The 12,056-nt window shown below is 63.7% G+C and carries 10 protein-coding genes and 1 pseudogene; 3 read left to right on the forward strand and 8 right to left on the reverse strand.

Annotation, left to right across the window (positions count from 1 at the left end):
• Positions 1 to 70: 70 nt before the first annotated feature.
• The 4 genes from glgX to glmS all read right to left on the reverse strand — a co-directional run bounded on the left by glgX (position 71) and on the right by glmS (position 6,209).
• Complete coding sequence (glgX, locus tag IV498_RS13320; protein ID WP_269047333.1) at positions 71 to 2,278, reverse strand: glycogen debranching protein GlgX; 2,208 nt, start codon at positions 2,276 to 2,278, stop codon at positions 71 to 73.
• Positions 2,279 to 2,376: 98 nt separating this feature from the next.
• Positions 2,377 to 3,858 (reverse strand): NAD(P)H-hydrate epimerase, encoded by a 1,482-nt coding sequence (locus tag IV498_RS13325; protein ID WP_330059608.1) that lies wholly within the window; start codon positions 3,856 to 3,858, stop codon positions 2,377 to 2,379.
• A gap of 78 nt (positions 3,859 to 3,936) precedes the next feature.
• Complete coding sequence (locus IV498_RS13330; protein ID WP_269047337.1) at positions 3,937 to 4,284, reverse strand: holo-ACP synthase; 348 nt, start codon at positions 4,282 to 4,284, stop codon at positions 3,937 to 3,939.
• Positions 4,285 to 4,307: 23 nt separating this feature from the next.
• Positions 4,308 to 6,209, reverse strand: coding sequence for a glutamine--fructose-6-phosphate transaminase (isomerizing) (glmS, locus tag IV498_RS13335; RefSeq protein ID WP_269047339.1), 1,902 nt, complete (start codon positions 6,207 to 6,209; stop codon positions 4,308 to 4,310).
• 93 nt (positions 6,210 to 6,302) lie between these two features.
• Here glmS and coaA point away from each other — a divergent pair, with 93 nt between their 5' ends.
• From coaA to mscL, 3 genes are all read left to right on the forward strand, one after another.
• Positions 6,303 to 7,271 (forward strand): type I pantothenate kinase, encoded by a 969-nt coding sequence (coaA, locus tag IV498_RS13340; protein ID WP_442951351.1) that lies wholly within the window; start codon positions 6,303 to 6,305, stop codon positions 7,269 to 7,271.
• Entirely contained in the window at positions 7,268 to 8,242 is a 975-nt protein-coding gene (locus IV498_RS13345) for a M15 family metallopeptidase (protein WP_269047340.1), read from the forward strand. Before coaA ends, IV498_RS13345 begins: the two co-directional genes overlap by 4 nt.
• Before the next feature lie 67 nt (positions 8,243 to 8,309).
• Positions 8,310 to 8,708, forward strand: a complete 399-nt coding sequence (mscL, locus tag IV498_RS13350) for a large conductance mechanosensitive channel protein MscL (protein ID WP_269047342.1) — start codon at positions 8,310 to 8,312, stop codon at positions 8,706 to 8,708.
• Positions 8,709 to 8,769: 61 nt separating this feature from the next.
• On the opposite strand, the gene glmM is transcribed toward mscL, so the two are convergent.
• The 4 genes and pseudogenes from glmM to IV498_RS13370 form a co-directional block, all read right to left on the reverse strand.
• Complete coding sequence (gene glmM, locus IV498_RS13355; protein WP_269047344.1) at positions 8,770 to 10,122, reverse strand: phosphoglucosamine mutase; 1,353 nt, start codon at positions 10,120 to 10,122, stop codon at positions 8,770 to 8,772.
• A 185-nt stretch (positions 10,123 to 10,307) separates the two neighbouring features.
• Positions 10,308 to 10,823, reverse strand: coding sequence for a 30S ribosomal protein S9 (rpsI, locus tag IV498_RS13360; protein ID WP_269047346.1), 516 nt, complete (start codon positions 10,821 to 10,823; stop codon positions 10,308 to 10,310).
• A gap of 35 nt (positions 10,824 to 10,858) precedes the next feature.
• A complete protein-coding gene (rplM, locus tag IV498_RS13365) occupies positions 10,859 to 11,302 on the reverse strand; it encodes a 50S ribosomal protein L13 (protein ID WP_269047348.1) in 444 nt (147 codons plus the stop codon).
• A gap of 343 nt (positions 11,303 to 11,645) precedes the next feature.
• Positions 11,646 to 12,056: pseudogene (locus IV498_RS13370) on the reverse strand (hypothetical protein); the annotation flags it as partial.

Below are 12,056 nucleotides of genomic sequence, written 5' to 3' on the forward strand. Positions count from 1 at the left end.
TCCTTCAGGCAGGGGTGGACGCGGGCCAGGTAGAGGATCCGGGCGGTAGGCGGCGGTGCTGGCGGTGCTGCTAGGGCGCCGACACCGGCTCCCGCTCCGGCTCCGGCTCGTCATTGACGTCGGCGAGCACGGCCAGCGATGCGGCGACCGAATAATCCGGCTCCTCCACTGGTCCGCTGTGGGCACGCAGCACCACCAGTGACTTAGCTGCCACCTCCAGTTTCGCCCCCGCATCCAGCGTCCGGTTGTCGCTGTTCTGACCTGCTGTGTCGATCGTGACATCCCACCGCGGTGCGAACTCCTTGCCCGGGATGGTGAATTCAACCGGTTCAACATAGGCGTTGAAATACAGCATGAAATTCACGTCGCTGATCCGGAGTCCGCGCGTGTCCACACCGCGGATGCCATCTCCGTTGAGGAAAACCCCTATCGAACGCCCAATCGAAGAGTCCCAGTCCTCCGGCAGCATCTCGTTGCCGTCGGCATTGAGCCAGACGATGTCCTGGAGCTTCTCACCCTCACCGCGCCGCACCGGACGGCCGTCGAAGAAGCGGCTGCGCCGGAAGGTGGGGTGCTCATGCCGCAGCCGGTTGACGGCCGCGGTAAATTCCACCAGCGGCTGGTCCGCGGAGTCCCAGTGAATCCAGCTCAGCTCGGAGTCCTGGCAATAGGTGTTGTTGTTCCCTTGCTGGGTCCGTCCCAACTCGTCCCCATGGAGCACCATGGGCACGCCCTGGGAAAGCAGCAAGGTGGCGATGAGATTTCGCTGCTGGCGCGCGCGGAGCGAGAGAATCTCCGGATCGTCGGTGGGACCTTCCGCACCGCAGTTCCAGGAGCGGTTGTGGGACTCGCCGTCGTTGTTGCCCTCCCCGTTGGCCTCGTTGTGCTTTTCGTTGTAGGACACGAGGTCCGAGATGGTGAATCCATCGTGTGCCGTGACGAAGTTGATGGAAGCTACCGGCCGGCGGCCGGAGTGCTCGTACAGATCCGAGGATCCCGTCAGCCGTGAGGCGAACTCGCCCAGGGTGGCGGGCTCGCCGCGCCAAAAGTCGCGGACGGTGTCGCGGTACTTTCCGTTCCACTCGGTCCACTGCGGCGGGAAGTTACCCACCTGGTAACCGCCCGGACCGATGTCCCACGGCTCTGCAATCAGCTTCACCTGGGACACCACAGGATCCTGCTGGATCAGTTCGAAGAATGTGGACAGCTTGTCCACGTCGTAAAATTCCCGGGCCAGCGTGGACGCAAGATCGAAACGGAAGCCGTCCACATGCATCTCGGTTACCCAGTACCGCAGCGAATCCATCAGCAGCTGCAGTGCGTGCGGATTACGGACGTTGAGCGAATTTCCGGTCCCGGTGTAGTCCATGTAGTGCTGTTCGTCGCCGTCCATAAGACGGTAGTACGCAGCGTTGTCGATGCCGCGGAAGGACAGCGTGGGGCCCAGATGGTTGCCCTCGGCGGTGTGGTTGTAGACCACATCGAGAATGACCTCAATGTCCGCCCGGTGCAGCGCCCGGACCATGGCCTTGAAGTCCTGCACCTGCTGGCCCAGGTCACCGGTGGAGGAGTACTCGTTGTGCGGAGCGAAGAAACCTATCGTGTTGTAGCCCCAGTAATTGGACAACCCCTGATCCAGCAGCGTGCTGTCCTGCACAAACTGGTGCACCGGCATCAGCTCAATGGCTGTGATGCCCAGTTTCTTCAGGTGCTCAATCACCACCGGATGGGCCACACCGGCATAGGTTCCCCGCTGTTCTTCGGGTATCTCCTCGTGCAGCTTGGTCAGGCCCTTCACATGCGCCTCGTAAATGACCGAATCGTGATACGGCGTGCGCGGCAAGCGGTCACCATCCCAGTCAAAGAACGGGTTGATCACCACGCCGAGCATCATGTGCGGGGCGGAGTCGGCATCATTCTTCGAGTCCGGTTCACCCAGGTTGTAGGAGAACAGGGCAGGGTCCCAGTCAATCCCGCCGGCCACCGCCTTGGCATAGGGATCCAGCAGCAGTTTGTTGGGATTGCAGCGCTGACCCTGCGACGGATCGTAGGGTCCGTGGACGCGGTAGCCGTATTTCTGCCCGGGTTGGACCTGCGGCAGGTAACAGTGCCAGACGTAGCCGTCCACTTCCCTGACATCGACGCAGACCTCCTCGCCGGTGTCGTCAAAAAGGCACAGCTGGACGGATTCGGCGACTTCGCTGAAGATGGCGAAATTGGTTCCGTTTCCGTCAAACGTGGCCCCCAGCGGATAGGCATTACCCGGCCAAACTTCCATGTGCGCTCCATTTCAGACAGGTGCGAAGGCAAGTGCCAGCGCAAAACAACTGTTCCAAATACTAAGCCAACTGAGCGACATCCTCGCTACCGGACGACTTATTCGTGCGGGATCAGGCGGCGCCAGACATCCGGAATCGCCGCCGAAATGTCACTTGCCTTGAGCGGGCCGCCGGCGCTCGCGGCAGCCCCTGCACGGCCATGCAGGCTGGCCGCAAGCGCCGCCGTCGCGGCCCAACGGTCCTGTGCTGCGATGCCCAGCCGCTCAAAGCGGTCGACGTCGTCCGCGAGCGCCGCCAGCAGCGCACCGAGGATTCCGGCCAAGGTATCCCCGCTGCCCGCCGTCGCCATCCATGCCGTGCCCTCGGATTGGCTGAAATAGGCGCTGCCGGGCGAGGCGACCACCGTCGTTGAGCCTTTCAGCAGGACAGTTGCCCCGGTCAGGTCCGCTGCTAATCGGACGTAACGCAGGCCATTAGCCTCGACGTCGCCGCGCTGGACGTTGTGTCCGCGGGCCGACAGCAAGGTGGCCAATTCGCCCGCATGCGGGGTCAGCACCACATGCCGGGCAACGGAATCGGGCAGGAATTCCAGTGCCCCCGCGTCCGCCACGACCGGAAGTCCGGAGTCCAGCGCGTCCCTGCTCCGTTGCTCCTGGGCCGCATCCCCGGTGATCCCCGGTCCGACCAGCCACGCCTGGACCCGGTTCGAGCCAACGTCGCCTTGGCTGCAGACCGCTTCCGGACTCTGGCCATGGATCAGGGTGGCCACCGCTTCCGGACCGAGGTAACGAACCATGCCAACGCCGCAGGCCAACGCACCCGCGCAACTGAGTTGAGCGGCACCCGGGTATTGGGCGGAACCGGCCACGATGCCCAGCACGCCCCGGGTGTATTTCTGGTCGCTGCCCACTGGCTCAGGGAGCAACGCCGCCAGGTCTTCAGTTTCCAACCGGCGCAGCGCCGCACCGCCAACTCCCCGCGCGGCCAGCTGCGGCGCCAAGCCAATATCGATCAGCTGTACCTTGCCGGCGAATCCTTCCGCCGGGGATGCCAGCAGCCCGACCTTGGTGGCCCCGAAGGTGACGGTATGGTCTGCGCCCAGCACGGGATGCGTTACTTCTCCGGTGTCCGCGTTAATTCCGCTGGGCAAGTCGCAGGCCACCACGGCCGGCCCGCTCACGGTCTGCAGGACCCGGACCAGCGATGCCGCCGGCTCACGCAAGCCGCCCGTGGCACCGGTTCCCAGGATCCCGTCGATCAGAATGTGCGCCTTCGTGACATCGGCGAGAAAACCGGATTCCAGCAGGAAACCATCCAGGGAGGAATCCTGCGGGAGCAGCAGCGTCCGGCCCCCCGCCCGTTCAAAGGCCGCCAGAGCGGGTCCATGCGTCCGTCCGGCGGTGAGCATCGCCGTCGCCCGCGCCCCCCTGACTGCCAGCTCAGCGGCGGCATACAAAGCATCGCCGGCGTTGTTTCCGGAACCGGCCAGCACCACGATCCGGCTGCCATCGACACCAACCCGCCGGTCCTTCAGCATTCCGGCTGCCGCCCCGGCCAGCCCGTGGGCCGCACGCTTCATCAGCTCAGGCCCCCGCCCAGCCTGCAAGAGCGGCTCTTCAGCCGCACGGATCTGGCTCCCCGTGAATGCCCGCAGCATCTAGCCCTCGGCAATCACCATGGCGGTGGAAATCCCGGCATCATGGCTCATCGACAGATGCCAGCGCTTCACACCCTTGGCCCGTGCCACTGCCGCCACGGTGTCTTTGACCTGGATGGTGGGACCGTGTTCGTCCAGACCGATCCAGCAGTCCTGCCAGTTCATTCCGGCCGGCGCACCCAGCGTCTTGGCCACTGCTTCCTTGGCGGCGAACCTCGCGGCAAGAGAGCGGGTATTAAGCGTGCGCTCAGCCGGAACGAAAAGCCGCTCCAGCAGCCCCGGCGTCCGGGTCAGCTGCCGGCCAAAACGTTCCACGTCCACTACATCCACGCCAATCCCGATGATCATGGAACTAGCCTAACGGGACGCGGCTACTCGACAGTGACGCTCTTGGCCAGATTTCGCGGCTGGTCCACGTCGTAGCCCTTGGCCGTGGCCAGCTCACAGGCGAAAATCTGCAGCGGCACGGTGGCCAGCAGCGGAGCCAGCAGGGTGGGCGTCTCCGGAATGTAGAACACGTGCTCGGCATAGGCCTTGACCGCTTCGTCGCCCTCTTCGGCAATAACGATGGTTTTGGCCCCACGGGCACGGATTTCCTGGATATTGGACACGATCTTGGCATGCAGCGAATCCCGGCCGCGCGGAGACGGCACGACGACGACGACCGGCTGGCCCTCTTCAATCAGCGCAATCGGCCCATGTTTGAGCTCACCGGCGGCAAATCCCTCTGCGTGGATGTACGCCAGCTCCTTGAGCTTCAGCGCTCCCTCCATGGCCACCGGAAACCCAACGTGGCGGCCCAGGAAGAGCACAGATTTCGCATTTGCCATGGACCGCGCCAGATCCTTGATCTGCCCCGAGTTGTCCAGAATCTGCTGGATTTTCGCCGGAGTCTTGGCCAGGTCGGCCAGAATGTCCTTGATTTCGCCTTGGAACTTGTTGCCCCGCAGTTGGGCAAGGTAGAGACCGAGCAGGTACGCAGCGGTGATCTGGGCCAGGAACGCCTTGGTCGAGGCGACGGCAATTTCCGGACCGGCGTGCGTGTACAAGACGGCGTCGGATTCCCGCGGAATGGTGGAACCGTTGGTGTTGCAGATGGCCACCGTCATGGCGCCCTGTTCACGGGCGTAGCGGACGGCCATCAGGGTGTCCATCGTCTCGCCCGACTGTGAAATGGACACGATAAGTGTCCGTTCGTCCACGATCGGATCACGGTAGCGGAACTCGTGTGAAAGCTCCACCTCGGTGGGAATCCGGCACCAGTGCTCAATGGCATACTTGGCCACCTGACCGGCATACGCTGAGGTTCCGCAGGCCAGCACAATGATCTTATTCACCGTCTTAAGCAGCTTCGGATCAATCCGCAGCTCGTCAAGGGTCAGCCGGCCATCCGGAGCCGAGCGGCCCAGGAGGGTCGCCCCCACGGCATCGGGCTGGTCATGGATTTCCTTCTCCATGAAGGAGGGGTAGCCATCCTTTTCCGCGGCTGCCGCGTCCCAGTCGACGTGGTATTCCTTGCCCTGGGCGGGAGCACCATAAAAGTCTGTAATGTCCACGGTTTCCGCCGTGATCGTCACGATCTGGTCCTGGCCCAGCTCAACGGCACGGCGGGTGTAATCGATGAAGCCGGATACGTCGGAGCCCAGGAAGTTCTCGCCCTCGCCCAGTCCCACCACCAGCGGGGAATTCCGGCGGGCGGCGACGACGGCGTCGGGCTGGTCTGCATGGACGGCCAGCAGGGTGAAGGCTCCCTCGAGCCGCTGGCAGGTCAATTGCATGGCCTCCGTGAGCGGCTTCGCAGTGGTTCCTGCGGCGACCAGGGTCGCGTAGGTGTCCCCGAGCAGGGCTGCGGCGACTTCGGTGTCGGTATCGGAAATAAAGGAGTGCCCGCGGCTCAGCAATTCCTGCTTCAGCTCAGCGAAATTTTCGATGATGCCGTTGTGAATCAGGGCCAGGGAGCCACCGTCCGCCAGATGCGGGTGCGCGTTCGCGTCGGTGGGACCGCCGTGCGTGGCCCACCGTGTGTGTCCGATTCCGATGGTGGCCGCCGGCAGCGGATCCTCCGCCAGCAAGTTAAGCAGATTAACCAGCTTCCCGGATTTTTTCCGGGATTCAATCCGGCCGTCGGCCACTACGGCCACTCCGGCCGAATCGTAGCCGCGGTACTCCAGCCGGCGCAGGCCCTCGAGGACCACATCCAGGGCGCCATGATCCTTGGGCGCAACTCCATCAACGCCGCGCGCGCGGCCAACATAACCAACAATTCCACACATATCATCAAGGGTAACGGGCTTTTCGGCGAAAACCCGCAGCCGGTCAACCGGAACGTTTCGCCTATTCCTCCCGCGCAGGGCAGAATCGTCAGGGTGACTTCCCAACGAAACGAGTCCAACAGCCACGACGGCGTCTCTCCTTTCGTGGAGCTGGACCGCCAGACCTGGTCACGACTCTCGAACGAAATTGAACAGCCGCTCAACGAAGAAGATGTGCTTAGACTGCGCGGATTGGGCGATCAGCTCAGCATCAAGGAGGTTCGGGAGGTCTACCTTCCCCTGTCCCGGCTGCTCAATCTTTATGTTGGCGCTGCTGGTGCACTGCACGCGGCAACCACCACCTTCCTCGGGGAGCAGGTGCGGCGCACACCGTTCGTCATTGGGGTGGCAGGCTCTGTAGCTGTGGGCAAGTCCACAACCGCCCGCGTGCTGCGAGAGATGCTGCGGCGCTGGCCGGACACGCCGAACGTGGAGCTGGTCACCACCGACGGTTTCCTGTATCCCAATGCCGAGCTGGAACGGCGCGGGCTGCTGCAGCGCAAAGGTTTTCCGGAATCCTACGACCGGCGTGCCCTGCTGCGTTTCGTCAGCGAGGTCAAGGGTGGCGCCGAGGAGGTGCGTGCCCCGTGGTATTCGCACCTCACCTATGACATTGTGCCGGGCCGCGAAGTGGTGGTCCGCCGTCCCGATGTCCTGATCGTGGAGGGGCTCAACGTCCTTGCTCCGGCCCGCCCCCGCATGGACGGCAGGTCCGGGCTGGCCGTCAGCGATTTCTTCGACTTCTCCATCTATGTCGATGCCAAGACCCGCTTCATCGAGCAGTGGTACGTGGACCGCTTCCGTTCCCTGCGTTCCTCCGCCTTTGCACATCCCGAATCCTACTTCCACCGGTACGCCGGCCTTTCGGATGCCCAGGCGGTCGAGACGGCGCTCGACATCTGGAAACGGATCAATGAGCCCAACCTGAGCGAGAACGTGCTGCCCACCCGCGCCCGTGCCCAGTTGGTGCTCACCAAGGACGCCGACCATTCCATCCGCCGCATGCTGCTGCGCAAGACGTGAACAGCCAGTCTGGCCCCGACCGCCGCTCAGTGACAAAATGGCTGGCGGCCGGATGCGCGCTGGCCGCGGGAGCCGCCCTTGCGGCCTGCACGGCGCCCTCCGCCGCTGCCGGACGTCCAGGGCGGACGACGGCGACGGCTGGCTCAGCGCCGCCGGCACCCTCAGGCGGTGCCCCGAGGGTCGGCACTCCCGTTGGCGGCGCTGCGACCGCGACCGGCGCAGCGACCGAAACAACCGAAGGAACCGAAGGAACCGAAGGAACCGTTAATCCGGCAGCAGACTCCGGCCCCACCGCTGCGAATACTCCCGCTGCCCGCCCAGCCGGGCTGACGCCGTCGTCCGATTCGCCCGTGCACGCCCTGAAGCGCCAGTTTTCGCTGACCGACCCCAACAGTCCCTGGGTGCTGGTCAACAAGCACCATCCCCTCCACCCGGCCAAATATGAACCCGCGGACCTCGTTTCGGCGACCGTGCCTGCGGGCAGCGGTGGCGGCGCAGCCTTGCTGCGGGCCGAGGCGGCCAACGCGCTGGCCCGGATGGTCGCCGCGGCAGCCACCGCCGGCGCCGGGATCACCGTGCTGAGCAGCTACCGCTCCTACGGCACGCAGGTCTCTCTCTACAACGGGTACGTCGCCGGCACTGGCGTCGCGGATGCGGACACGAAATCCGCCCGTCCCGGCTATTCCGAGCACCAGACCGGTTTGGCCTTCGACATCGGCGACAGCGGCGGGGCCTGCGCCTTCGATCCCTGCTTTGCCGACCAACCCGCCGCAGCCTGGGCCGCCGCGAACGCGCACGGCTATGGCTTTCTGATCCGGTACCAGCTGGGCCGGGCCCGGGTAACCGGATATTTGGCTGAGCCCTGGCACCTGCGCTACGTCGGAGTTGAGCTGGCAGCAGACCTGGTGGCCCGGAGATTCACCACGTTCGAGGAATACCTTGGCCTGCCGGCGGCGCCCGATTACGCCTAACGGACTCCGGCTAGAAAAGCGTCCCGCAGCCGTTCCGTGAGCCAGCAGTTCAGGGTAGCTTGAGGGCATGATTACAGGATTCAAGGAATTTATCATGAAGGGCAACGTCGTAGACCTTGCCGTCGCCGTCGTCATGGGCACCGCCTTCGGGGCTGTGATCAACGCCCTGGTCGCGAATGTGCTGATGCCGCTGATCGCAGCATTGGTGGGGTCGCCCAACTTTAACTCATTCGCCGTGATCACGCTCAGAGGCAACGACGTCAAGTTCGGTGTGCTGATCACCGCCGTGGTGAACTTCATCCTCATTGCGGCCGCCATCTACTTCGTCGTCGTCATGCCGATGAACCACATGATCGAGCGCCGCAACCGCAAGCTTGGCATCAGCAACGAGGAAGGCAGCGAGGCAGTCGATCCTCAGATCGAACTGCTCACCGAGATCCGGGACGCGCTCATCACCCGCAACTGACTCTTCCAGCCGACGGCGGCGAAGCTGGAGGTCCGCCGGCCGAGGTCCGCAGCCGCTGGCGTCAGAGCTGGAGGGCCAGCCGCGACTCGACGACGGCGGCCAGGTCGGTGCAGATCCTGGTGGCCGTGGCCATATCGCCGGCCTCAACCATGACCCGCACCAGGGCTTCGGTGCCGGAGGGACGCAGCAGCACCCGGCCGGTGTCCCCCAGCTCCCGCTCGGCGTCCGCAACGGCTGCGCTGACGCCCTCATCGGTCCGGGCGCGATGCTTGTCCACGTCCTTGACATTGATCATCAGCTGCGGAAGCTTGGTCATCACCGCTGCCAATTGCTTCAGTGTCCGACCGGTTCCGGCCACTTGGGCCGCCAGCTGAAGGCCAGTCAGGATGCCGTCGCCCGTGGTCGCGTAGTCCGCAAAGATCACATGTCCGGACTGCTCTCCGCCCAAGCTGAATCCGCCGGCGCGCATTCCCTCCAGCACGTACCTGTCCCCCACCGCTGTTTCGCGGAGACTGATGCCTTCGTTCCGCAGCGCAATCTTCAGACCAAGGTTACTCATCACCGTGGCCACCAGGACGTCGTCCTTAAGCTTTCCCGCAGCCTTGAGCGCCACGGCCAGGACGGCCATAATCTGGTCCCCATCCACCACCGTGCCCTCGTGGTCCACCGCCAGGCAGCGGTCCGCGTCGCCGTCGTGCGCTATTCCCAGGTCGGCGCCATGTGCCAGCACAGCGTCCTGCAACTGGCGCAGGTGGGTTGAGCCAACGCCGTCGTTGATATTAAGCCCATCCGGTTCGGCGCCAATAACAACCACATCCGCACCGGCATTCTTGAAAACCTGCGGAGAACATCCGCTGGCCGCGCCATGCGCACAGTCCAGCACCACTTTGACGCCGTCCAAACGGTTCGGCAATGTCGAAAGCAGATGGACCACATAGCGGTCCTCGGCGTCCGCGAACCGCTGGATCCGGCCCACGCCAATACCGACCGGCCGGAAGGCGTCCTGCTCCAACTGTGCCTCGATCGCGTCCTCCACCTCATCGGCCAGCTTCAGGCCACCTCGGGCGAAGAACTTGATCCCATTATCCGGCGCCGGATTGTGCGAGGCGGAGATCATGACGCCAAAGTCGGCTCCCAGATCCGCGATCAGGAAGGCAGCGGCCGGGGTGGGCAGCACTCCGGCGTCATAGACGTCAACACCGGCGCTGGCCAGCCCCGCTTCCACCGCCGCGGCAATGAATTCACCGCTGGCGCGCGGATCCCGGGCAATCACCGCGCGGGGGCGCTTACCCTCCACCATTTGATCGTGTCCGAGCACGACCGCAGCGGCCTGTGCCAGGGACAACGCCAGTTCGGCTGTGAGCAGGCCATTAGCCAGGCCGCGGACACCATCGGTACCAAATAATCTAGACATTGCAACCCATTCTAATTGACGCACTTCCGGAACCCGGACGCCGGCCACGCCGGTGCCCGGTTCACACCGATGCCCGGTTCACGCCGATGCAGGCGAGCACGATAGGGAAGGCGGGCATGAAATGCGCAAAACCCGCCGGAACAGATGTTCCGGCGGGCTTTGCGTGAATCTCCGTGCGCGGTGATTTAGCGCTTGGAGTACTGCGGGGCCTTGCGTGCCTTCTTCAGACCAGCCTTCTTGCGCTCAATGACGCGGGCGTCACGAGTCAGGAAGCCTGCCTTCTTCAGCGTGGGACGATTGTTCTCTTCGTCGATTTCATTCAACGAACGGGCCACGCCCAAGCGCAGCGCACCTGCCTGGCCGGACGCTCCGCCACCATGGATCCGGGCCATCACGTCGTAGGCGCCCAGCAGATCGAGGATCCGGAACGGCTCATTGACTTCCTGCTGGTGCAACTTGTTCGGGAAATAGTCATCCAGCTCGCGGCCGTTGACAATCCACTTACCGGTTCCGGGAACAACGCGCACGCGGGCGATGGCTTCCTTACGACGGCCAACAGCCGCGCCGGCAACCGTCAGGGCGGGACGTTCCGACTTCGGGGCAACATCCGCCGCGGCGGAGCTCTCCGAGGTGTAGCTGGTCAATACTTCTTCGGCAGCCGGTGCGGCTTCCGTGTTGAGCTCTTCAGTGTTCTGAGCCACGATTCTCCTTGGATAAGTTGGGTTGGTGGCCAGGACTACTGGGCGACCTGGGTGATTTCGAAGCTCTTCGGCTGCTGAGCCGCGTGCGGGTGCTCGTTACCCGCATAGACCTTCAGCTTGCCCAACTGCTGTGCAGCCAGGGAATTTTTTGGCAGCATGCCGCGGATCGCCTTCTCCACGGCGCGGACCGGGTTGGTGGCCAGCAGTTCAGCGTAGTTGACGCTGGACAGGCCGCCCGGGTAACCGGAGTGACGGTAGGCACGCTTCTGCTCGAGCTTGGCGCCCGTCAGAGCCACCTTCTCAGCGTTGATGATAATGACAAAGTCGCCCATGTCCATATGGGGCGCAAAGGTCGGCTTGTGCTTTCCGCGCAGCAGTGTTGCGGTCTGGCTGGCAAGACGGCCTAGGACAACATCGGTGGCGTCAATGACGTGCCACTGACGGTTGATGTCGCCGGGCTTCGGGGTGTACGTACGCACGGATTTGCCTTCATTTCTTGATCTTTGGTGGCGCTATCAGTTGGTTACGCCTTTTATCTATGCGCTACCGGAACAGAGGTGAGGGCTCCAGAAAACCAGTCATCCTTACTTCCCGATCACGCCCACTGGCAGGTACTCTGCAACCGAGTCTCCAGGCGGGCGCGCGCTATCGAGATAGGACACGCACAACGACTATCAAGAATACCGCGCCATCGGCTCGCAGGTCAAAAGCTCCGTCTAAGGGGACGGGGTTCACTACGGTATTCAAAATACCGAGCACACTCAGTACCAGGAGAATACCGCCCAGGATCAGAGTAAATTCCAGACAGGCACCGCTGGGTAATCAACGGCCCTGAGGCCAGCGGGCGTCTGGCATGTCCCTCAGCCTGACGACAATGCGGCTCGATCGGCGCTTCTTCTTCTTAGAGCGCCGCCGTCCCACATCGAATTTAGTGTCTGCTCCGTTGCTGGTACGAGTGCGGACGGCACCATCGCTGATCACGGGTTCGGTCCCAGCCTCGACGCGGGCCCTTAACGTGGCGGTGGCTGCATCGTCAACTATCCCATTGACCGCAGGCATGCCGGCAGAATCAGCGAACTGTTGCAGGTTGTGGGGTGTTTCGGGTAGTGGTGGGGCGGTGGATTGGTAGGTGTGGCCGGTGGGGGTCCGGGTTTGGACGGTGTGTCGGGGTCCGGGGACGGGTTGGCAGGACCAGCCGGGTGCTTCTTTGGTTTCGTTGCAGGCTTCGCATAG

This window comes from Paenarthrobacter sp. Z7-10 (assembly GCF_026932795.1).
GTDB lineage: Bacteria > Actinomycetota > Actinomycetes > Actinomycetales > Micrococcaceae > Arthrobacter_M.

Bases quoted from the DNA above. Each gene is read 5' to 3' on its own strand.
- glmS (WP_269047339.1), bottom strand. From the start codon at position 6,209: ATGTGTGGAATTGTTGGTTATGTTGGCCGCGCGCGCGGCGTTGATGGA.
- glmM (WP_269047344.1), bottom strand. From the start codon at position 10,122: ATGTCTAGATTATTTGGTACCGATGGTGTCCGCGGCCTGGCTAATGGC.
- IV498_RS13330 (WP_269047337.1), bottom strand. From the start codon at position 4,284: ATGATCATCGGGATTGGCGTGGATGTAGTGGACGTGGAACGTTTTGGC.
- mscL (WP_269047342.1), top strand. From the start codon at position 8,310: ATGATTACAGGATTCAAGGAATTTATCATGAAGGGCAACGTCGTAGAC.
- glgX (WP_269047333.1), bottom strand. From the start codon at position 2,278: ATGGAAGTTTGGCCGGGTAATGCCTATCCGCTGGGGGCCACGTTTGAC.
- IV498_RS13325 (WP_330059608.1), bottom strand. From the start codon at position 3,858: ATGAAGCGTGCGGCCCACGGGCTGGCCGGGGCGGCAGCCGGAATGCTG.